Annotated in this window: 20 protein-coding genes; 10 read left to right on the top strand and 10 right to left on the bottom strand. The window is 45.7% G+C overall.

The features are described 5' to 3' along the window. Positions 1–50: 50 nt before the first annotated feature. The 3 genes from DXN04_RS04420 to DXN04_RS04410 are packed head-to-tail and all read left to right on the top strand — an operon-like array spanning position 51 to position 3,763. Positions 51–1,775, top strand: coding sequence for a carbamoyltransferase family protein (locus DXN04_RS04420; protein ID WP_116852072.1), 1,725 nt, complete (start codon positions 51–53; stop codon positions 1,773–1,775). Positions 1,776–1,778: 3 nt separating this feature from the next. Beyond that, positions 1,779–2,744, top strand: a complete 966-nt coding sequence (locus tag DXN04_RS04415; RefSeq protein ID WP_116852071.1) for a glycosyltransferase family 2 protein — start codon at positions 1,779–1,781, stop codon at positions 2,742–2,744. Positions 2,745–2,755: 11 nt separating this feature from the next. After that, a complete protein-coding gene (locus tag DXN04_RS04410) occupies positions 2,756–3,763 on the top strand; it encodes a glycosyltransferase family 9 protein (protein ID WP_116852430.1) in 1,008 nt (335 codons plus the stop codon). Here the strand turns inward: DXN04_RS04410 and DXN04_RS04405 are convergent. From DXN04_RS04405 to DXN04_RS04380, 6 genes are all read right to left on the bottom strand, one after another. Next, positions 3,669–4,802, bottom strand: a complete 1,134-nt coding sequence (locus DXN04_RS04405; protein ID WP_116852070.1) for a glycosyltransferase family 9 protein — start codon at positions 4,800–4,802, stop codon at positions 3,669–3,671. The two genes, DXN04_RS04410 and DXN04_RS04405, sit on opposite strands and share 95 nt — an antisense overlap. Then, complete coding sequence (gene rfaE2, locus DXN04_RS04400; RefSeq protein ID WP_158568842.1) at positions 4,799–6,283, bottom strand: D-glycero-beta-D-manno-heptose 1-phosphate adenylyltransferase; 1,485 nt, start codon at positions 6,281–6,283, stop codon at positions 4,799–4,801. The genes DXN04_RS04405 and rfaE2 overlap by 4 nt, the downstream gene beginning before the upstream one ends. Next, entirely contained in the window at positions 6,252–6,842 is a 591-nt protein-coding gene (locus DXN04_RS04395) for a D-glycero-alpha-D-manno-heptose-1,7-bisphosphate 7-phosphatase (RefSeq protein WP_116852068.1), read from the bottom strand. Before DXN04_RS04395 ends, rfaE2 begins: the two co-directional genes overlap by 32 nt. Next, complete coding sequence (locus DXN04_RS04390) at positions 6,820–8,073, bottom strand: glycosyltransferase family 4 protein (protein ID WP_116852067.1); 1,254 nt, start codon at positions 8,071–8,073, stop codon at positions 6,820–6,822. The genes DXN04_RS04395 and DXN04_RS04390 overlap by 23 nt, the downstream gene beginning before the upstream one ends. 3 nt (positions 8,074–8,076) lie before the next feature. Further along, positions 8,077–9,105 carry a glycosyltransferase gene (locus DXN04_RS04385; protein ID WP_233525514.1) on the bottom strand — a complete coding sequence of 343 codons (1,029 nt, stop codon included), beginning with the start codon at positions 9,103–9,105 and terminating at the stop codon, positions 8,077–8,079. A 338-nt stretch (positions 9,106–9,443) separates the two neighbouring features. Then, positions 9,444–9,734 carry a hypothetical protein gene (locus DXN04_RS04380; protein WP_116852065.1) on the bottom strand — a complete coding sequence of 97 codons (291 nt, stop codon included), beginning with the start codon at positions 9,732–9,734 and terminating at the stop codon, positions 9,444–9,446. 38 nt (positions 9,735–9,772) lie between these two features. On the opposite strand from DXN04_RS04380, the gene DXN04_RS04375 reads away from it, so the two are divergent. Further along, positions 9,773–10,552, top strand: coding sequence for a DNA-formamidopyrimidine glycosylase family protein (locus DXN04_RS04375; protein WP_116852064.1), 780 nt, complete (start codon positions 9,773–9,775; stop codon positions 10,550–10,552). On the opposite strand, the gene DXN04_RS04370 is transcribed toward DXN04_RS04375, so the two are convergent. Beyond that, complete coding sequence (locus DXN04_RS04370; protein ID WP_147319832.1) at positions 10,541–10,765, bottom strand: hypothetical protein; 225 nt, start codon at positions 10,763–10,765, stop codon at positions 10,541–10,543. The two genes, DXN04_RS04375 and DXN04_RS04370, sit on opposite strands and share 12 nt — an antisense overlap. A gap of 1 nt (position 10,766) precedes the next feature. Further along, positions 10,767–11,297, bottom strand: coding sequence for a hypothetical protein (locus DXN04_RS04365; protein WP_116852062.1), 531 nt, complete (start codon positions 11,295–11,297; stop codon positions 10,767–10,769). 183 nt (positions 11,298–11,480) lie between these two features. Here DXN04_RS04365 and DXN04_RS34500 point away from each other — a divergent pair, with 183 nt between their 5' ends. Together DXN04_RS34500 and DXN04_RS34715 are read left to right on the top strand one after the other, a co-directional pair. Then, positions 11,481–11,849 (top strand): hypothetical protein, encoded by a 369-nt coding sequence (locus DXN04_RS34500; RefSeq protein WP_147319831.1) that lies wholly within the window; start codon positions 11,481–11,483, stop codon positions 11,847–11,849. A gap of 75 nt (positions 11,850–11,924) precedes the next feature. After that, positions 11,925–12,101 (top strand): hypothetical protein, encoded by a 177-nt coding sequence (locus tag DXN04_RS34715; RefSeq protein WP_158568841.1) that lies wholly within the window; start codon positions 11,925–11,927, stop codon positions 12,099–12,101. Between the two features lie 34 nt (positions 12,102–12,135). Here the strand turns inward: DXN04_RS34715 and DXN04_RS04355 are convergent, their stop codons facing one another. After that, a complete protein-coding gene (locus DXN04_RS04355) occupies positions 12,136–13,626 on the bottom strand; it encodes an MFS transporter (protein WP_116852061.1) in 1,491 nt (496 codons plus the stop codon). A gap of 62 nt (positions 13,627–13,688) precedes the next feature. Further along, the gene (locus DXN04_RS04350; protein WP_116852060.1) at positions 13,689–14,417 is read right to left on the bottom strand and encodes a DUF6348 family protein; all 729 of its coding nucleotides are present in this window, start codon (positions 14,415–14,417) and stop codon (positions 13,689–13,691) included. Positions 14,418–14,538: 121 nt separating this feature from the next. Between DXN04_RS04350 and DXN04_RS04345 the strand changes: the two genes are divergently transcribed. The 4 genes from DXN04_RS04345 (at position 14,539) to DXN04_RS04330 (ending at position 21,342) form a co-directional block, all read left to right on the top strand. Then, a complete protein-coding gene (locus tag DXN04_RS04345) occupies positions 14,539–14,928 on the top strand; it encodes a VOC family protein (protein ID WP_116852059.1) in 390 nt (129 codons plus the stop codon). A 26-nt stretch (positions 14,929–14,954) separates the two neighbouring features. Further along, positions 14,955–16,847: an AAA domain-containing protein gene (locus tag DXN04_RS04340; RefSeq protein ID WP_116852058.1), complete on the top strand. Its 1,893-nt coding sequence runs from the start codon at positions 14,955–14,957 to the stop codon at positions 16,845–16,847. 104 nt (positions 16,848–16,951) lie between these two features. Then, positions 16,952–19,111 carry a hypothetical protein gene (locus DXN04_RS04335; protein WP_116852057.1) on the top strand — a complete coding sequence of 720 codons (2,160 nt, stop codon included), beginning with the start codon at positions 16,952–16,954 and terminating at the stop codon, positions 19,109–19,111. A gap of 128 nt (positions 19,112–19,239) precedes the next feature. Beyond that, positions 19,240–21,342: a hypothetical protein gene (locus DXN04_RS04330; protein WP_116852056.1), complete on the top strand. Its 2,103-nt coding sequence runs from the start codon at positions 19,240–19,242 to the stop codon at positions 21,340–21,342. Positions 21,343–21,402 lie beyond the last annotated feature (60 nt).

The following is a 21,402-nucleotide window of genomic DNA, read 5'->3' as shown; positions in this document are numbered from 1 at the left end:
ATTCTGCAAGGTATTTGTGCTGCTACCCCTGACACAAAAAAATATTGCTTATGTACACGCTGGGCATTAATGCAGCCTTTCATGATTCCGCTGCCTGCATTCTCAAAGACGGTCAACTATTGGCAGCTGCAGAAGACGAACGCTTTACACATGTTAAACATGGGAAAAGACCCATTCCCTTCTCTGCATATGAATTACCGTTTCACGCAATTGATTATTGCCTGAAAACTGCCAATATTCATTTACGTGATGTAGACCATATTGCTTATTCATTTGACCCTTATTTGTTGATGGACCCGAACGATGTGATCCAGCAGAAAGTGGAATTACCTTTGGACCCTACGAAAAGATTAATGCCTGAGAAATGGTTATCACCATGGGATCCTTTATTCCTCTCCTCCATTATCAATGCTCCCGGCCAATTGATTGATGGTTATCCACATCACCTGCAGGAAAGATTCAGGGAGGCTGAGATGACAAAGGAACGCTGGCATTTTATCGAACACCATCTCAGTCATGCGAGTAGTGCGTTCCTGCCCTCTCCATACATGGAAGCGGCTGTGCTCACAGTGGATGGCCGGGGTGAAAAAGCCACTACTACTTTTAGTATGGGCAGTGGCAACGATCTGCGGAGAATCAGCCAGGTAGACATGCCGCATTCCCTGGGACTGCTATACGAAAAAGTGACTTCCCACCTGGGTTTCCTGCATTCTTCCGACGAATACAAGGTGATGGCACTTGCTTCTTATGGCAAGCCTGTATTCACCAATGCATTCCGCTCCATGATCAATATGAGTGATAATGGAATTTATACTATCAATGATGATTATATGGTGGAGTTACTTGGCCCTGCAAGAAAAAAAGGAGATCCATTCACAGATCATCATTTCAATATTGCATATTCTTTACAGCAGGTTTTGCAGGAATCGGTACTGGAGCTGGCCAGCTGGCTGAAAAGTGAAACAGGGGCAGAGAATCTTTGCTTTGCAGGAGGTGTAGCGCTCAACTGTGTGCTGAATGCCAAACTGAGAGATGCCGGTTTGTTTAAAAACATCTGGGTACAACCTGCTGCAGGAGATGCAGGCACAGCACTGGGTGCAGCTATGTGGGTAGATGCGACTGAAAGGAAAAGCACCAGGAAGGATTTTACAATGGATCATGCTTACTGGGGGCCGGAATATGGTGACGATGAAATTGAGTCCTTCCTGAAATGGACCAAGACCCCTTATCGTAAGATGACGAACATAGCAGAAGAGACGGCTGACTTACTGATTGAGGATAAAATCATCGGTTGGTTCCAGGGCAGAATGGAATTTGGTCCACGGGCATTGGGGAGCCGATCTATACTGGCATCTCCCCTGCATGCAGACATGCAGGCCAGGCTCAACGAGGTAAAAGACAGGGAAGATTTCAGGCCCGTAGCCCCCGTGGTGATGGAAGATAAGGCAGCTGAGTGGTTTGAAGGCGCTTCGTATTCTCCATTCATGTTGTTCGTATATGAAGTGAAAGAAGAAAAAAGAGGTATGATTCCTGCGGTGACTCACGTAGACGGAACAGCGAGGATTCAGACAGTCAACAGAGAACAGCACGAGAAATACTACAACCTGCTGGAAGCATTTTACAAAAAAACAGGCGTGCCTGTGTTAATCAATACTTCGTTCAATACTTTAGGAAAACCCATTGTATGCACACCACGCGATGCTATTGAATGCTTCTGGTCTTCACCTTTTGATGCATTGGTAATCGGATCATTCCTGGTGGAAAAACAAAAATAAAACATGAAGATTTCAGTTGTTATCCCAACATACAGGCGCCCGCAATTGTTATCGGCATGCCTGGCAGCTTTGTCAAGGCAGGACCTCGACAAAGCTGATTTTGAGGTAATCGTAGTCAGCGATGGCCCGGATGTAGCGACCCGTACTGTAATAGATGACTGGTACCAGAAAGGCTTACTGGACCTGCGATACATTCCACTGAACAGGAAAAAAGGGCCGGCAGCGGCTCGCAATAAAGGCTGGAAAGCAGCTGTAGCACCGTTGGTGGCATTTACAGATGACGATACTTTGCCGGATAGCCGTTGGTTAAGTGGCTTTCTCAGTGCCTGGGATGGCGTAAAACCAATGGCCTTTACAGGAAAAGTGATTGTACCCATTCCCAAAGAACCTACAGATTATGAACGGAATACTGCCCGCCTGGCCACCGCTGATTTCGTAACGGCCAACTGTGCCGTTACGAAAGATGTGTTGACTGCACTTAATGGTTTTGATGAAAGGTTTTCTATTGCGTGGCGGGAAGACAGTGATCTTGAATTCAGGTTACTGGCCCTAAAAGTACCCGTTCTAAAAATTCTGGATGCTATCGTTGTACATCCCGTACGTAAGGCAGAATGGGGCGTGAGCATCAGGGAGCAGAAGAAGAATATGTACAATGCACTGCTCTACAAAAAATTCCCGGGCATGTACAGGCGCAAAATTCAGCCGAGGCCGGCCTGGAATTATTATGCAATGATTGCGATGATTGTGCTGGCAGCCATCTGCCTTGCCGAAGGACTAATGCTACTTGTCAGCCTTTGCCTGTTAAGCTGGATAGTTATGGTAGGGATGTTTATTTCAAAACGCTTATCAGACACTACCCGGCGGCGCAGTCATGTTTTAGAGATGATTATCACATCCATGGCTATTCCATTTGTGGCTATCTATTGGAGCCTGTACGGCGCATGGCGGTACAGGGTATTTTTCCTTTAATATACATGCTTATGAACTTTGCAGGTAACCTTCAGAAAATTGCCATCTTCCGGGCATTACAGCTGGGTGATATGCTTTGCGCCATTCCGGCTATCCGTGCTTTGCGCACCGTTTACCCTGATGCACATATTACATTGCTGGGATTACCCTGGGAGGAATCCTTATTAACAAGGTTTCCAGGCTATTTTGATGCCTTTATTGAGTTCCCGGGATATCCAGGCTTACCGGAGCAGGAACCTGATTTAAAGGGTTTCCCTGCGTTTCTAAAGGCTATGCAACAGGAGCAGTTTGACCTGGTATTGCAAATGCAGGGAAACGGGTCTATTGTAAATCCTATGCTCACCCTGTTCAATGGCCGCTATACAGCTGGTTACTGGCGCAGGGAAGATTATTGCCCTGATCCGGCATTATTCCTGGAATACCCGGACCATGTCAACGAAATTGAAAGACATTTGTTATTGATGAATCATTTGGGAATTCCCTCCCAGGGTAAGGAGCTGGAGTTTCCGATTACCCCGCAGGACAAAGATGAGTTTGAGCAATTGCAATTGCCCCTGACACCGGGAGAATACATTTGTATTCACCCCGGATCAAGGGGAAGTTGGCGGCAATGGCCTACTGAATTATTTGCTTCGCTAGCAGATCACTTTGCTTCTTTAGGCTGGCAGATTGTATTGACCGGTACAAAGGAAGAAATTCCGCTCACTATGGAGGTAGCCTCACAGATGCAGTATACAGCCATCAATGCGGCGGGAATTACAACATTGGGCAGTCTGGCTGTCATGATAAAACATGCCCGTGCCCTATTTTCAAACTGTACAGGTGTTTCACACATTGCGGCTGCATTGCAGACACCAAGTATTGTCATCAGTATGGATGGGGAACCTGATCGCTGGGGACCATTGAACAAACAATTGCATTATACTATTGATTGGACAAGAGAGCAGCATTATGACCGCGTACAGAACTGGAGTGAACATCTGCTTGCTCAAACAGCGCGGCGGCCGATATTGCAATAGATTCCGGTGTAGCTGGGGGCAGCATCTTTTGTGCGGAGATGTGATAAGCATATCGAACCACTTCGTTTCTGCTCCTCAGTTTTTCCGGTATATCAAAATACAATACCTTGCTGTGCACATTCCATGGTGTATGCTGTGGATTGGTAAGTGCATAAATCACCAGTACGGAGGTATCGGTGGCCGCTGCAATATGAATAATGCCGGTATTGACAGCAATAACCAGTCTTGCATGACTGACCAGTGTAATAAGTTCGTAGATATCCAGTTGTCCTGTCAGTGAATAAACCGGGTAGCTTTCCAATGCCTGTATGAGTGCTTCATTCGGCTGTAAGCCTGTGAGCAAAAACTGACAGTTCAGCGTAGCTGACAATTTCTCGACCGCCGCCACCCATTCCGCTACCGGGTACAATCGCTTTTCCTCGGATACATCCGGATGCAAAATGATCCATGGCTTTTCCAGGTCCAATCCGGCGGCTGACATTTTTGTCCGGATCACCGGCCATAAAGATTCATCAACTTCCAGTTTTAATTGTTCATCAGCTGTAAAGGCACCGATACTGCTCACCAGGTCCAGGTCACGCCTTACCTGGTGACGAATGTAATCATAAGGCTCCTTATCAGGCTCCCAATGTGTGAGCAAACCGTAAGGATTCTCCCTGCAATAAGCGAGACGCAAAGGGATTCCTGCCTGGTATACCATCATGGCGGAAGGTAAGGGATTCTGACTATAGACGGTGAATATCACGGCACCATCAAATTCTTCATTTCTCAGCAACGTGATGATTTCATTATAATCGTCAGTAGATGTTGTCTTTACCCAGGGGGCATCAAAGACAATGGTATCATCTATTTCAGGAATACTATCTGCTATCAGTGCGCCTCTTGAGGAAGTCAATACGGTGATCTCACAGTCAAATGTCTGTTTCAGTGCCCTGATGGCAGGTGCGCTCATGAGCAGATCACCCATGTTATCAGGTCTTACTACCAATATGCGTTTACAACCGGCCCATTGCCGGTGTGGAGTCGTATTTTCTTTCATCCTTGTGCCACTTTTAATACCGGGGATGTATGGATCCGTCGAATCAATGAGGTTGTAGATCTGTCAGGAACAACCGGGAGTATGGTCACCACGCCACCGAGTTCTTCTACCACTTCAGCTTCAGGCAATCCTTCACGGGTATAATCTCCACCTTTGGTAAACACATCAGGAGCAATGGTCCTGATCAGTTCTATCGGGGTATCATCACCTGGTTTACCAAAAGCGATAATATGATTCACAGCACCCAGCCCGCCTAACACTTCCATTCTATCCTGGAGTTGATTGATGGGTCTTGTGCTCCCCTTTAGGCGTTTGATGCTTTCATCGTTATTGATACCCACGATGAGGATATCTCCTAATTCCCGGGCACGGGTCAGGTAACTCACATGACCACTATGCAGGATATCGAAACAACCATTGGTAAATACGATACGCTTGCCCTGCGCCTTGTATACGGCACATACTTCTTTGAGCTGTGCAGTACTATCCAGGTATTTATTGTGCATGGAGAAGAAGGCTATCAGCTCACCTCTGGCGCAGTATGCTGTATCATCCTTGTTGATCACAATAGCTGCGGCGGCGGCAGCCATTTCCGCAGCATCGCATAGCTCCATGCCTGACAGGCAGGACATTGTGAAGGCACTGATATAGGTATCACCAGCACCGGATACGTTCAATTGTGAAACCGGGTAAGCAGGTGTATGACAGACTATTTCACCCTTATTAAAAATCAGCGCACCTTCTGCATCCAGTGTCAATGCCACTACTTCTGCCCCGGTAAGACGGCTGATAGCGCCTCCCATATCCCGCAGTTGTGCAGCACGGTAAGACGATTTCTCAGGCAATTGGAGGAGCTGCATGATCTCGTGGTAATTCGGTTTCACCAGTGAAGGCCGTAATTGCCTGTACAGGTCCAGTCGCTTTGCATCTACAGCAATAAATTTCTTTCTCTCAGCATTCAGCCTTTCCAGTGCAGTAATAATACCGGGAGTGACCACTCCTTTATTGTAATCAGCGATCACGATGGCATCGTAGTGGTCAAAGGTATCCTCCAGGAAAGCAATCAGCTTTTCTTCACAACCATCAGGCACAGGTATCTCAGTACCTTCGTCATACCTGGTAAGCAACTGGCTGCCTGCTATCACCCTGGTCTTTACGATTGTATTCCGGCTATTGCAATTAATCAGGTAAGTATGAATTCCTTCTTTGGAGAGTAAAGCCTGCGCCTCTTTCCCGGCAGTATCCTCACCTACTATGGCTGCAAATGTAACCGCTGCTCCCAGGTATCTTAAATTGATTGCTGTGTTGGCTGCGCCACCAGGCACACAGGTGTGGGAGGTAATATTAACAACCGGTACCGGTGCTTCCGGGGTTAATCTTGTACTGGCTCCCCGAAGGTAGGTATCCAGTATCAGGTCACCAATTACCAGAACAGAAGGCTGATGCAGATTATTTACCAGTGAATGAAATTGTTGGGTCATGTTGATTAACTTTAGTAATAAATTGTGCGGCATCGAGCAGATCACTGGCAACGTATACAGGCTGGCGTTGAGGATTAATTTTCCACTCCGTTTCATGCCCGTTATTGATCAGTAATGAGCGACACCCAGCCTGATTGCCGGCTTCTACATCATGGAGGATGTCGCCGATCATCCATGATTGTTTTAAATCAATGCCCAATTGCTCAGCAGCTGTCAGCAGCATACCAGGATTTGGTTTGCGGCAATTACAGTTGATGGCATATGGAAAAATGGTTCCCTCAGGATGATGCGGGCAATAGAAAAATCCATCGAGTAGTACCTTGTATTCACCTAACAATGCATTGATCTTTTGTTGAACGCCCTCTAATTGCTCTTCTCTGAAGTATCCCCTTGCAATGCCTGACTGATTTGTAATAACTACCAGCATGTAACCCTGCTCCTGGAAAAGCTGCATGGCCTTTCCGGCATATGGTTCCAGTACTATCAACCCAGGATCTACATTGTAAGGAACATCTTTTATCAGCGTACCATCTTTATCAATAAATATGGCTTTTCTCATAGTAAGCTTCGTTGATAACCTGCTGGTACAGGTATTTCATTTTGCGGGCCACACATTCCCATGTAAACAATGCATGGATCCGTTTGATTGCATTGCTCCCCATTTCCTGACGCAGGCTATCATCCTGCAGCAGTTTAAAGATAGCCGCTGCCAATGATACAGGATCTTCAGGCGGCACCAGTAAACCGGTTCTTCCATCTGCCACACTGTATTTAATGCCACCTACATCACTGCCTATCACCGGTGTGCCACATGCCATAGACTCCAGCGGTGTAATACCAAAGGGTTCATACCAGGGAGTGGTAATAAACAGGTCTGCAGCAGAATAATAGTGTTTCAATTCATGGCGGCTTCGCTGGCCGGCAAAGATGACCTGTGCCCCTACCTTCAGTTCATTGGCCAGGGTACGCAGTCTTTCCAGTTCATAATCTACGTCTCCTGACGAAGCAGGTACATTGCTGCCTACTATGATGAGTTTTACATCCGGCATCTTCAACTGTGCCATTGCCCTGATCACGTTATCCACACCTTTTCGTGGCACCATTCTGCCCAGTTGTAAAATGATCTTTTCATTTTTAGGCAGTTTTAAAATCTCTCTTGCTTTTTCTTTATCTACAGCATACACCTCATCCAGGTTAACGCCGCAAGGAATGATGGTAATCTTATGGACGGGTGCCTTATAATAATTAATGAGGTCTTCCTTATCCTGTGGACATTCAGCAATGATCTGGTTGGCTTGTAAGATCACTTCAGTTTCAATGTCGGTACGTTCAGGCGGGAAGCGGTCCTTATCGCCCTGGTAGATTTTACGTACATGTCCCAGGGCGTGAAAGGTGACCACGAAAGGAATGCCCAGCAATTGTTTCAGCTCCATGGCCACAAGTGCAGACATAAAGAAATTTGCATGTACAAGATGATAAGCTGTTTGCTCCTCTTCCATGAAACTGATCATTTCTTCTCTGAATGCCGCCATATAAGGTAATAGTTCTTCTTTGGCGACCACCTTTGCCGGGCCTGCATCTATCTGGATAACCCTTACCTCCTCCATCCACATTGTGACAGCGGGCAGATCAGGGTTCTCGCGGCGTGTAAATACATCTACTGCATATCCCATACGGGATAATTGTTTTGCCAGTTCTCCTACATACACATTCTGCCCGCCGGCATCCACGCTCCCCGGGGTGACCAGGGGAGAAGCGTGTTCACTAATAAATGCAATCCTCTTTTTCATATTCTACATGATTTTTTCTTTTCCGCTTACATTCGCATTGCAGGTATCTGCATTGAAAGGCTGTCCTGGTACATTGGCACAGACAGCATTGAAAAGGTTTTCCCAATCCGCTGTGAAGCGGTCTATGTTAAAGCGTCTGAGAGCGGTTTCCCTTGCAGCTTTACCCATTTGAGCAGCCAGTTCGGGATCATTCATCAGCAGTTTCATTTTATCAATCAGGAAGTCGATATCAGTGTGAATCCAGCCATTCACGCCATTTTCAATCACGGTCACCAGTTCAGTGGTAGCCAGGCCAATTACAGGCAATCCCTGCATCATGGCTTCGCATACGGCCAATCCTAAACTGGTATGGCGTACCGGATGGAAAAAGTAACGGTATTTCCCTCTGAATGCAGGCAGCTGCGGGTGTAGTACCTCAGCTCCGCCCACAGCCTCATTGCCCATGCCTGCAAGATCCACAGGCACCTGCCTGGTTACCTGCTGGAATACATCCCAGCCCAGTGCACGACCTCTTTGAGGCAGGTGATTGATGATGGTTACACCTTTGTCCAGTTCTCCTGTATAAGGAATATTTGAATCTGTGACACCATGTTCTATTACTGTAACAGGCGTACGGTTATTATCCCACATCAGTCGATTATAGTGGGTGACATGTACCAGGCAAATACGACGGTCATTTACCGTATGGCGGGTGCCAAAAGGGCTTTTGAGCGGCGTATTGTGCTCCAGATATACTCTGGGAAGCCTGCGCTGTGTAGGTGTCAGAATCTCGTATTGGTCTACGAGATAATTCTTTACTGACTGATACATGATGACATCAAAGTCATAACTCTTCACCATATCAGCAGGAATTTCTATTACATTACTTCCAAAAGGAAATGTCCTCCCACGACCATAATAACCGGGTGTTCGCTCATCATTTACCGGGATATATATATCATAGTTCCCTTGTGATAGATAATACAAATAGCTTCCGTGAATATGCCATGTAAAGATTTTCAATCTGGTTTCATTTCCAACCCGGGTCATCATACAAACAGAAATTTGATTTTATAGTGAGTGAATATTTGTCGCGCGTCATTGATGGATCAGAGCCAAGCATACAGGTGGAATGTTCGTCGGATAGTAATAGTGCCTTTCACTAATAATAACAAGAAGTAAACCAATAGTACTCAATGAATAAGGAAACGTACGGGGAACAAGCGTTTATTCCGGTGAAAGTGTCTCGCAGTGGGCGGGGGTTTGCGGGCGGATGAGAAAGATGTTCCCCATTTATAGGAACCATGGGAACAAGTAAAGCAAATGTACAGATCGCCTGAAATTCTTCGCCGGGGCAGTAATTAAAAAGGGAGGACCTGCCTCCCTTTTATTCATTTACTTTCGTTTTCTCTGCTGATTAACTTGTTGAAATAACTAACTTCGCCGTCTGCTGTTTTCTCCTGGTAAAGAAACGCGAGACTTTCTTCATCAAACTTTTCAAAGAATTGTTCCCAGGAGATTTCCTGTAGCCGCCCGGAATCATTTCCCGGGAAATCGATTCGCAGAACGCCCGGTTCCTTCTTGTTGCCGGTGCCTTCTACCTGTGCAGGTTTGCCCTTTCGTTCCTCTACCCATTGCCTGATCGTTTCGTGATCAGTAGTTGTATTTGATAAGCTGCTCATGATATATTAATTTTAAGCGTGAATAAATCTTCATTGTTATGCCTGAAATACCAGACCTCGAAGTGTTCAGTATGAACCTTACGAAAATGCTCAAAGGGAAAGTGGTAAAGAAGCTGGAAGTACCCTACCCCAAAAAACTAAAAACGACAGTCGCCGCTTTAAAGAAGCAGATTGAAAAACAAAAACTCACGGAGATTTATCGTGAAGGAAAACAGTTACGACTTGCTTTCAGCAATAAAAATAAACTGGGTTGGCACCTGATGCTTCATGGAGAACCTGCTCTCTTTGAGGGAAAGGATTTTCCCAAATGGACGATTATCGCATTGCAATTCACGGATGGCAGTGGCCTGGCGATGACTGACTTCCAGGGGCAGGCGACAGTAACGCTCAATCCTGAAGAGAGTGAGGTACCTGATGCCATGTCCAAACAGGTCAATACCAAATTCCTGAAAGAGACTTTCGCCTCCTCGAAAAAAGCCATTAAAGAGGTGTTGATGGACCAGGACCTGATCCGGGGTCTCGGGAACGCCTACACAGATGAGATCTTATACCATGCACGTATTTCGCCCTTCTCTGTGGCCAATAAGATTCCCGGCACGCAAATAAAAGTGCTCGCCAGCAGTATTAAAAAAGTACTGAAGGACGGCATTAAACAGATTCTCAAACACGATAAAAATCTTATCAGCGGTGAATACAGAGACTTTATGAAAGTGCATCATGCGAAAAAAGAAGAAAGCCCTGGCGGATATGCTATCCGGAAGCATAAAGTGGGTTCCAGGAAAACGTATTATACAGACGAACAGGAGTTATTTTCCTGAGCGTTCATGATAAGCTTTTTCCCAATTTAATAAGGCTGCTTCTACTGTATTGCCCTCTCCATATATAGCCTGTTCTGTACCAGCCCCTATTACGCAATAAAACATATCGCCGTCAGTATAAACCTCAGGACGAAAATTGAGGACAGTAGCAGGTAGATTCATTGATGTGAAATCTACCTGCACTTTTTCTTTATCAAGAGATGTATGCTTCATATTATAATTCATTACGGTCACCACCTACGCTGTAAGGATTATTTTCTTCATCTTCTGCACCCTGGCTTTCATTGTCGTCATCCAATTCGCTACCGGGTACATCCAGGTCTTCGCCGGATAAATGGCTGGATTTCTCCTCCAGGAATTCACCTTCATCATCTACATTATTTAACTGCGCACGTTTCAGATCTCTTGCGCCTTCATCGCCCGGAGTCACATTAGCACTTTCGTATAAATCCTGTCTTTCCTGGCGGGATACATTGCTGCTTTCATCAGTGATCAGCTGTTCATCGTCTGTTTCTATTGCATCCTGTGGACTGCCATTCAGGTCGTCGAGCACACCATATCCTTCTTCATCATCAGAGGCTGCTGTCGGCACACGACCTGTGCCCGGAGGCAATGGTTCTACATTCTCCTGGCCGGGAATATCACTCACTTCAGGCAGATCTACGATAGTTGTTTCTGGTTTCATGCGTTCCTGATCGCGCTTGGAATCCTGTATATCGCTTGTAATTTTTGTCTTGTTTGCCATAACATTCGTTTTCTTTTTTAGCAACAAGAATAAGGCCATGCCATTTACACAGCAGGAAGTTGTTTTCACTTCGGTATGCGGGGAAATAACTCACAGAAACGCTTTATAAAAAAGGTAATTAGGGCATGGAACCATGTTTGCACTATTGTTTATAAAACATTCACCCTTTAAAAATTCTATTTTATGCAAAACAAAAAAGACCAATTGGAAAACCCTGTTGAAGACAAAAATGAACAGGCTTTTGATGATCAAAGAGGGAAAACTACACAGGAAGGCGACAATGATTCTTCTGTAGCTGATGATGAAAATGATTCTTCTGTAGCTGACGATGAAGAAGATGATGGATCACCAGTCCTGGATGAAGCTGATCTGGAAGAAAATAATATTTCTGATGATGAGGCCGAAAATATTGAATGGGGCCCTGAGGGCAGGAAAGGCGGCAAACAGGATATCACTAATGCTGCAGACACCGGCTCCCAGAATAAGGGAACTGATGATGATAACAGAACGGGGTCCAATACGATGCGCACATCGGACCAGCCCCTTAAATAAACGCTGATGAAGCCGCCAGAAAGCATTCTGGCCTTGTATTTGTGCTTTCATTACTATTCACTAAAACTTCATTTTATGAAAAAGTCAAATGATCAACATCCTTCCCAGGATCAACAAAACAGGCAAAAGGCCTTTGATGATCAGAGACGCAGAAGAATGCAGGAAGGTGAAAAAAATGAAAGAAAGACTGCGGACTCGAACAGAAACGACAGAGACAATACTTTACAACCGCAGCAAAAACCACTTAAATAACAGTGGCATTTTAACAAACAGCAAACAGGCAGTATCAGACGACACTGCCTGTTTTTTTTGCGTTCCTTTTTTGCTGTATCCGCTTTAATATACCCCACAATTGTTCATGCAAGGTGATCATATTTCCTATCAGGAAGTAATCCCGAAGATTGTTTTTAATACTGCTTCGCATGACACGTTTCGCCATTTCCTTATCTACTTCTCCAGTTTCCCTGACCTGTACCAACAGTTCTACCGCTACAAACAACAGCACCGCACTGATCAGAAATAAAAACGTCCATTCATTCAGATTGATCAGGTGAAAGAGTTTACGGGTATGAGGTCCGGTCCATAAGGCATCTATCTTCAAGGTACGGCTTGTAAAGTAATCTGCCAGTAAGCCGCCTACCAGTGGAGAGATAGAAGAGAACACAGCAGTGACCATATTTTGTGTAGACAGGTATACGATTGCATACTCTTTCGGGGCCAGTTTGAGACCAATATTCACCAGTGCTAAATTGATTCCTGACAAGGACAATCCTGTAAAGATGTGAATACCCAGCAACAATATGAGATTAGGCCACAGTGCTGACCAGATCCCCACAAAACACCAGGCTATTACACAAGCTACATATAATGGGCAAGCGAGGGCGAGTATGGTTTTATTGCTATACCTGTCAGAAAAGAAGCCCCAGACTCTTACAGAAAATACATTGCAGAGCAGACTGATCACACTCAATCCAATTACATAAGAGATCGATAAGCCTAAACCTTTCATCATATACACTGTAAAGAACGGTGTGGCAATATTCAAGGCAAATACCCAGAAGGAATGAAAGATGAGCATATGTACAAAGTTACTATCCTTCAGTGGCCGGCTGAAAAGCTTAAACATATTCTCCCTTGACAAATAAGATTGCTGTTCCGGTGTCCGCGCCAGGAAAACGGCTCCTATTATTCCAAAGATTCCAGCTGATACAAACATGATTGCATAGGTATCCAGTTCAAATTCCACATGCCGGGTGCGGATCACATCAATTAATCCGGCGCATACCAGGCTAAGGATTACATTCAACATTTGCAGGTAACTGGTTCTTTTGGCAAAGTAAGTACCCAGTGAATCCTCGGGTACCAGGTCCTTCATCCAGGCATTCCAGCTGGGGCCGGCTATGGAACCAAAGAAATAATAAAAAAAGAGAAAGACGATCATAGTCGTTAAGGACCTCTCTGCCAGGAGAATGCTTGCTCCAATTACCAACAAACTCACACGGGCAAATAATGAACAGACTACACAAATGAGCCTGCGATTATTGAAACGCCGTACAAGCCAGATAGATAACAGCTGGAAAATATTCGTAAAGGCCGGTAAGGCACTGATGATGCCGATTAACAGGTTGGAAGCCCCCATCAGCAAAGCCATGGCTGTTAGAAATGCACCACCTGTGAGCGTAGTCATTGCTTCTGCCGCCAAACCATCCGCTATTACCATGCGGAGTCCTTTATGTACATCAGTCTGGTTTAATGCTGGTTTGGGTCGCAACCACATATACTTAAATTTTGTTGCGTAAACCACACAAACCACACCAGTTTTAAAAGAAATTCACCAATTTATTTAGGGCATCTGCGAATAAAAATGAATTGTTTCTTGCCCAGGAAACGGTCTGTTTCTTTCCATAGTTTGTAATCATACTCAATGAGTTCATTGAGTGCATAATCCCAGATATTGTTGTCGAAGCGACATTCACCTATGAATTTACCGTTGGGTTGTCTGCTCAGATAAATTTTGATCCAGTAGAAATCTTTGTAATCATGATCGGGTGCTGTGATCTCTCTTTCAAAGACTTCTTTGATAGCGGGATAGAGAATGTCGGGGAAAGTGTTGTCCTGGAGTTCTTCCATATCATCCATAAAGGCGCCCTGTGCCTGCAGATGACTGTAGTTGAGATGAAACTCATCGCCTGTGGGGCTTTTGAGCTCATAGACAGGTTCGTAGTAACCCAGCAGGCATTGGAAGAAACCAGTGAGGAACCCCCTGAAGAAAGTGTAAGCACCCTGAGACATAGATTCTTCGGGGTCGGTGCCGATGGCGGCCATTTCTTCATACATGATATTGTCTCCCTTAAGGCGGATCATAAAGGCCAGATGATATACTTTTACATCATTGCCATGGTCTTGTTCGCCTAATACGTCACAAACAATTTCAAGCTCAATTTCCCGCAAATGAACAGTGTCGTTTACAGCTTCGATTGTAAGGCTTTGGGGGACTTCAAAATCAAACGATTGAATAGCGGTCGCAAGATGGGTTGCCAGAGTGGGTACAAGTACATTTGTTTCCATGCGGGTCTGTAGGTTAGTTTTCAACAAACTTATTAAATTTTCAGATATTTATTGCAGCGGCTGCTGTATGGTCCTGTGGCGGAATATGCTTAAATTGTCAGTTCAACAAAACCCCATGGTTATGATACTCACCAACAAAGCCTTCAGTGGATTTTCTGTAAATGATATCAAGAAAGCGAAATCATTCTACCAGGATAAACTGGGTATGGAAGTGACCGATGGTCCTATGGGTGTAATGGAGCTACACATTAACAAAGATTCGAAAATATTGGTTTACCCTAAGCCCACCCATTCTCCTGCTTCCTATACAGTATTGAATTTCCCCGTGGACAATATTGATCAGGCTGTAGATGAGCTGAGCAGTAAAGGCATCCGCTTTATTCAATACGGCGGTGAAATCGAAACGGATGAAAAAGGTATTTTCAGGGGAGGCGGACCATTGATCGCCTGGTTTGAGGATCCCGCAGGCAATATTCTGTCGGTGATCGAGTCGCCTGAGCGCGGTATGTAATCCCTGAAAGGCGTACCTTTGCGCCCATGGATTATTTTAAAAAGCTGCTGGATCTGCTGAAGATTGAAAGAGAAGAAGATCGCCAGTCGTATATATCACTCACAGAAAAGACATCTGTAGCCGAACGCCGTGCCAACGGCCTTACCTGGTATCCTATAGCCATCAGGGGCACGGAAATGAGCCGCGGCGACTACCTGACCGTTGAAGTAGAGCGAACCACCCACCAGGACATATCACATCAGTTGCGCTTTGGTGTATCTGCCGTGCTGTTCTCCAACCACGATCCTAAAAAGGATAATATAGAAGGTACCGTTTCTTACCAGAGCGGTAACCGCCTGAAAATCACCTTACGCACCGATGAGCTGCCCGAATGGGCAAATGACGGCAAATTAGGCATTGACCTGTCATTTGACGACAACAGCTACGAAGAGATGCAAAATGCCTTAAAACAGGCATCAGGGGCTGAAAAAAATCTACTGGTACAAATTCTCACAGGCCAAAAGGCACCTACCTTTAATAATGAGCTGCCCCGGTTTACACATCCCAGGCTGAATGCCTCCCAGCAGGAGGCGGTAAACAGGATCCTGGCTGCCAATGAACTGGCTATTGTGCATGGCCCTCCCGGTACCGGTAAAACCACTACCCTGGTCCAGGCCATTAAGGCCCTGTATGCGCAGGATCGTAAACAGATCCTGGTGGTTGCCCCCAGCAATACCGCGGTAGACCTGCTGAGCGAAAAACTCAGCGATGAAGGGATGAACGTATTACGCGTGGGAAACCCGGCAAGAGTATCTGAAAAGCTCATGTCCCTCACCCTCGATAGTAAAATGGCTGAACATAACAGCATGAAAGAGGTGAAACGGCTGCGCAAGCAGGCGAACGAGTTCAGGGACATGGCACATAAATACAAGCGGAATTTTGGAAAGACGGAACGCGAACAACGCAAAGCCCTCTTTGATGAAGCCCGTAATATTATGAAAGCTGTGGAAAACACCGAGTCCTATATTGCTGAAGATCTCATTAATAAGGCACAGGTGATCACAGCCACTTTAGTAGGTGCCAATCACTATACCGTAAAGCAGCTGAAGTACCATACTGTAGTGATAGACGAAGCCGGGCAGGCACTGGAACCCGCCTGCTGGATTCCCATCCTGAAAGCAGAAAAGGTAGTACTGGCGGGTGATCATTGCCAGCTCTCCCCTACTATTAAATCTGATGAAGCAGCGCGTAACGGTCTTGCACATACATTGCTGGAGAAGTGTACGGAATTACATCCGGCAGCGGTAGTATTGCTGGAAGAACAGTACCGGATGCATGCAACCATTATGGGGTATTCCTCTTCGATCTTCTACCAGGATAAACTGAAAGCACATGCTTCTGTCGCTTCACATCTCCTTTTTTCTGCAGACAGTCCACTATCTTTTGTGGATACAGCAGGCTGCGGATTTGATGAACAGACGGAGGGTACCAGTACAACGAATCCGGAAGAAGCTGCGTTCCTCTTTAAACACCTCTCTCAGTTTGTAGATACATTGAACACTCATTACAAACCTGCGGATTTCCCCAGTATTGCAATTATCTCTCCCTATAAACAACAGATCCAACTGTTGAAAGAACAATTGCAGCATTCACCGGAGCTACAGCCTTTCGGAGACAGGATCACAGTAAATACAATCGATAGCTTCCAGGGCCAGGAAAGAGATATTGTGTATATCAGTATGACAAGAAGTAATAGTGACAGCAAGATCGGTTTCCTCTCAGACATCAGGCGTATGAATGTAGCCATGACCAGGGCCAGGAAGAAACTGGTGGTGATTGGTGATAGTGCTACGCTCTCCCAGCTGCCGTTTTATGCGGACTTCATTGCATATGCAGAAGGGAAAGATGCCTACCAGAGCGCCTGGGAATATATGGCATAAGTACCTGTTCAAATCACGTATTAATACGCTAGGCGAATTTTTTGGGGCATTCTAACTTTGTATCACCACAACGATATAAGTTTAGTCACCCCAAAAAAAACGTCATGGAAAATCTGAAGATTCCCGGTCTGTCAGCGGAGCAACTCTTTACCCGTCAGACCTTCTTATTGCAGTCGTTCATTTCAAAGGCTGCTATCACCAACAGCATTACTACCTGGGAAGAGATTTCCTGTGTAGGCTACAATCCTTCCAAAGGCAAGCTGGAGGCGATTGTAAGCATCAAGCAATCCGGCGGCTACAGCGGCGGCCTGTGTAGCAACGGTTCTAAAGAATATGTACGCTTTTTTGTAGACTTCAAAGACGGAAGTGGTTTCCAGGATATGGGATACACCAGCTTCAAGGTAGCTGATATCTCCGAAGCACCTGCAGGCCCCCAGCACCCGCTTAAGTACATGACCTTCCTGTACATCAATGATGAGAAATACCGCCGCTTCCTTTCATGCAACCAGGCCGTAATTCCAACTGTAAGAGCAGTGTTATCATGGAACAGCATTCCTGCTGCTGACCCGAATGCTATTCCATTTTATGGCAATGTAAAGGATGTGCATATTCAACTGCCACGCAAAAAGTTCATTATCTGGAATGATATCTTCACACTCCTGAATGTGAAGGAGAAACCGGACTTTCTGGCGAATATTGACCTGCAGGCAAAAGTTGATTTACCACCTGTAGCCGCTGTGCCACCTTTAGAGCAACTGTATACCAGCTACCAGCGTGCCCAGGTACCCGATCACCGTACATTTTACCCGACCGTAGCCGCAAAGCTCAGTAATGGAACCAAATTCTATAAAGCTGTCGGGGCTTATAACCTTGCAGACATTTCAAAACTCAAAGTCGATATCAGTGCAATCTCCAAGCTCATTCTGCAACCTGTAGGACAGGCGGATGTGACCTTTGAAGAAGTAACCTGTGTAGGCTTGAATACGGCACAGGATACACTGGGAGCTGTCATTAAGATCAAAAAGAACAGCGGTTTCAGCGGGGACATGTGTCATGCAGGTTCGCAGGAACACGTCGCTTTCTGGGCTGACTGGGATAACAATGGCACCTTTACCCAATACCTGGGTACATCCAGTGTAACCGTACACGATATCAGCAACATTCCTGAAGAGGGTCTATATTACAATGTAGACCTGCCTATTAACCTGAGCAAACATATCAGGAGCTGCACGAGCCCGAATATTATCAGGGTACGCGCGGTACTGTCATGGTCTTCTCTCCCGTCTACTACGAATCCGAATGCACTGAATACCTGGGGCAACAGGGTAGATGCGGTGGTACAAATCCGTCCAAGTCAGGCTGCACATGTAGAAGGTGAGCTGACGCTGGTGGGTGGTGTAGACCGCGATGCGATCGATACGGTGAGCTTCCTTGTAAATGCATCTTCCTCTCCTACCCGGGACAATAACCGTCCTTATGGCGGATGGGTAAGTTTCCATGGCATCATCAACCGGAATGGTTTCAATGGTGAGATCAAATATAAGATCGAGTATAAGAAATATGGTGCGGACGACAGCACTTATGCACCTGTTTCTACTGCTGAAAGCTTTGCAATGATCGATTTCAACCCGGATCCAAACCTGGAATATGCTGATGCACAGAACCCTGCGGATGGCTGGTTTATTTACAAGGCTAATCCGGCATTGGGTATTTACAATGAATACAATTACCTCGCCGGCTGGAGCACTGGTGGCCTGGCCGATGGTAACTATACCATCCGGTTTTCGCATTACGATGCTAACGGGACAATCGTGTATCCTGACACCTTCTCCGTGGTGATCTGCAATGAGCCAATGACGATTAGTCCTACAGCGAATACATCGCTGGATGTAAGTAAATCAATTGACCTGGTCATCACGGGTGGCGATTGCCATTGCTATGACAAGACAGATGCAAATCACATGATCAATGGGGAGCTGCGTGCTACGCATCCTTACTTTGCGAACTGGGATTTTAGCCTGCAGCCCTCTTCTCACACCAATGGCGCTTTACCGGCACCGCTGAATCACTACTATAATAGTATTGGGGATAATGGTGATACTAATTTACCATGGTCGCTGGATGTGAAAGTGATGGATACCTGCGGATATGCGTTGAGCATTTCAGCACAGACAAGGGTGATCCTGAACAGTAGTACACAATTCCCATGGTATGGTGTGAAAGCGGTGGGCTTCTCTGTTTCACAAAAGTGCCCTAACGCATAGCTGTTGTTGTTTTATTTTGTGCGCCATTCTTTTACCGCTGGTAAAAGAATGGCGTTTTTTTTATTATTTATTTCTATTTTGTCTGTATAATTTATTTAACAGGGTCTCAACTTTCATTATCAGGAACAATGAATACAAGGAACAGCTTCCTCGCTGCTTTGCTATTATTGGCAATGCCGGCTTTTGGACAAAAAGAAAAAACCTCCTTCCAGATTGCAGAGAAATGGCGGCCGGAGTACGATGTACGGGCAGATGTAGCTATTATGTATGGTATGGATAGCACTTTTCATACACGTGCACAGTCGTGGAAAGAGAAAGGGTACACAATTCAGTTTATGACGGGTATTGCATGGGGGGAATACCAGGATTATTTCAAGGGGAATTTTGATGGCAAAACGCATTATGAAGAAGGGCAGAAAGATGTGAGTGGAAACATCATCTGGCATGGTCCGGAAGTACCTTATATTGTGCCAACGGAGACCTACATCAATTACATCAAATCGCATGTAAAGAAAGCAATTGATGAAGGTGTAACTGCTGTTTACCTGGAAGAACCGGAGTTCTGGGCCTTTGGTGGATATGAAGCGCCGTTTAAGAAAGCATGGCAGGATTACTACGGGTTTAAATGGATGCCACAGGATTCTACGGCGGAAGCTACTTACCTGTCTTCAAAACTGAAGTATCAAATGTTCTTTCATGCACTGAAGGAGGTATTTGTCTATGTAAAAGATTATAGCAAAGGGAAGGTGCGTTGCTTTGTGCCTACGCATTCATTACTGAACTATGCATCCTGGCATATTGTGAGTCCGGAAGCCAGCCTGGCACAGTTACCAGGCATGGATGGATATATTGCACAGGTATGGACGGGCACTTCGAGGGTACCGAATTATTTCAACGGTGTGCGAAAGGAAAGAGTGTTTGAGAATGCCTACCTGGAATATAACACCTTGTATAGCATGATCGCACCTACGAAAAAACAGGTATATTTTCTGACAGATCCGATTGAAGATGGGGTTCGGTCCTGGGATGATTATAAAGTGAATTACCAGGCTACCTTTACGGCGAAGTTGCTCTATCCGAAAGTGGATAAGTATGAGGTGATGCCATGGCCCAACAGGATTTACCTGGGTAAATTCAAGATGGAGGGATCTGATGAGGCCCAGCCTATTTCGCCGGCGTATGCCACGCAGATGCAGGTGATGGTGAACTCACTGAACGATATGCCGCTTTCGGATAATAAGGTTTCCGGTACACAGGGCATTGGCATCCTGCTGGGTAACAGTATTATGTTCCAGCGTTTCCCTACACACAAGGGATATGAAGATCCGCAATTATCCAATTGGTATGGCATGGTCTTGCCTTTACTGAAGCGTGGCATTCCTGTGCAGACGATACATATGGAGAACCTGGGTTTTGCGGATGCACTGAAGGACATCAGAGTATTGATCATGAGCTATGCAGACATGAAGCCATTTGCGGCAACTGTGCATGAGCAGCTGGCAGCCTGGGTGCGTAAAGGGGGAGTGTTGGTATATGAAGGCAGAGATGATGATCCCTTTCAGGAAGTACAGGAATGGTGGAATACGAAGGGGAATCATTATAAGGCAGCATCAGAGGACTTATTTAAGCAGTTAGGAATTAAGGCTACAACCGGAATAGCGCATCCAGTAGGTCGTGGTACTGTTTACGTGGTAAGAAAAGATCCGAAGGAACAGGTAATGGAAGCCGGGCAGGATCAGGCTTTTGTTGACCTGATCAAAGAGGCCTATGTACGCAGTGGCGGTAAGAACTGGAAGATGAAAAATAGTTTCTACCTGGAAAGAGGACCATTTACCATTGCAGCGGTGATGGATGAACATGCAGACACGACTGCTTTAACGATTAAGGAGCCCGTCATTGACCTCTTTGATCCCTCCCTGCCAGTACTTAGTCAAAAAGTGATTCGGCCCGGAGAACAGGCTTATTTGTACGCTTTAAACAGAAAGCCCCTGGGCAAGCCTGCGGTGTTGTGTGCAGCGGCACGGGTAACTGCGGTCAACAATGCAGGCAGAAAATTTTCATTTACAGCGACAGGGCCTTTACTGACGAACAATGTAATGCGGGTATCACTGCCTGTGAAACCTGTGAAAGTAACGGAAGGTATTGAATATGCCTGGGACAAGGGCTCGAAAACTTTGTTATTGAAGTTCCCGAACAGCCCGGATGGCGTGAAGGTAGCAATAGCTTATTAAAATAACAAAAGGGCCGGCTTCATAAGCCGGCCCTTTTGTTATTCATGTGAAAATGCATTA

Source organism: Chitinophaga silvisoli (assembly GCF_003412465.1).
Classification (GTDB): Bacteria; Bacteroidota; Bacteroidia; order Chitinophagales; family Chitinophagaceae; genus Chitinophaga; species Chitinophaga silvisoli.
The sequence above is the reverse complement of the archived record's forward strand: the minus strand, read 5'-3'. Positions and strand labels throughout refer to the sequence as shown.

Coding starts and splice junctions, on each gene's coding strand:
- DXN04_RS04355 (WP_116852061.1), bottom strand. CDS start 13,626: ATGTGGTTGCGACCCAAACCAGCATTAAACCAGACTGATGTACATAAA.
- DXN04_RS04420 (WP_116852072.1), top strand. CDS start 51: ATGTACACGCTGGGCATTAATGCAGCCTTTCATGATTCCGCTGCCTGC.
- DXN04_RS04385 (WP_233525514.1), bottom strand. CDS start 9,105: ATGATGACCCGGGTTGGAAATGAAACCAGATTGAAAATCTTTACATGG.
- DXN04_RS04340 (WP_116852058.1), top strand. CDS start 14,955: ATGGATTATTTTAAAAAGCTGCTGGATCTGCTGAAGATTGAAAGAGAA.
- DXN04_RS34500 (WP_147319831.1), top strand. CDS start 11,481: ATGCAAAACAAAAAAGACCAATTGGAAAACCCTGTTGAAGACAAAAAT.
- DXN04_RS04350 (WP_116852060.1), bottom strand. CDS start 14,417: ATGGAAACAAATGTACTTGTACCCACTCTGGCAACCCATCTTGCGACC.
- DXN04_RS04415 (WP_116852071.1), top strand. CDS start 1,779: ATGAAGATTTCAGTTGTTATCCCAACATACAGGCGCCCGCAATTGTTA.
- DXN04_RS04390 (WP_116852067.1), bottom strand. CDS start 8,073: ATGAAAAAGAGGATTGCATTTATTAGTGAACACGCTTCTCCCCTGGTC.
- DXN04_RS04370 (WP_147319832.1), bottom strand. CDS start 10,765: ATGAAGCATACATCTCTTGATAAAGAAAAAGTGCAGGTAGATTTCACA.
- rfaE2 (WP_158568842.1), bottom strand. CDS start 6,283: ATGACCCAACAATTTCATTCACTGGTAAATAATCTGCATCAGCCTTCT.
- DXN04_RS04405 (WP_116852070.1), bottom strand. CDS start 4,802: ATGAAAGAAAATACGACTCCACACCGGCAATGGGCCGGTTGTAAACGC.
- DXN04_RS04395 (WP_116852068.1), bottom strand. CDS start 6,842: ATGAGAAAAGCCATATTTATTGATAAAGATGGTACGCTGATAAAAGAT.
- DXN04_RS04335 (WP_116852057.1), top strand. CDS start 16,952: ATGGAAAATCTGAAGATTCCCGGTCTGTCAGCGGAGCAACTCTTTACC.
- DXN04_RS04380 (WP_116852065.1), bottom strand. CDS start 9,734: ATGAGCAGCTTATCAAATACAACTACTGATCACGAAACGATCAGGCAA.
- DXN04_RS04375 (WP_116852064.1), top strand. CDS start 9,773: ATGCCTGAAATACCAGACCTCGAAGTGTTCAGTATGAACCTTACGAAA.
- DXN04_RS34715 (WP_158568841.1), top strand. CDS start 11,925: ATGAAAAAGTCAAATGATCAACATCCTTCCCAGGATCAACAAAACAGG.
- DXN04_RS04365 (WP_116852062.1), bottom strand. CDS start 11,297: ATGGCAAACAAGACAAAAATTACAAGCGATATACAGGATTCCAAGCGC.
- DXN04_RS04345 (WP_116852059.1), top strand. CDS start 14,539: ATGATACTCACCAACAAAGCCTTCAGTGGATTTTCTGTAAATGATATC.
- DXN04_RS04330 (WP_116852056.1), top strand. CDS start 19,240: ATGAATACAAGGAACAGCTTCCTCGCTGCTTTGCTATTATTGGCAATG.
- DXN04_RS04410 (WP_116852430.1), top strand. CDS start 2,756: ATGAACTTTGCAGGTAACCTTCAGAAAATTGCCATCTTCCGGGCATTA.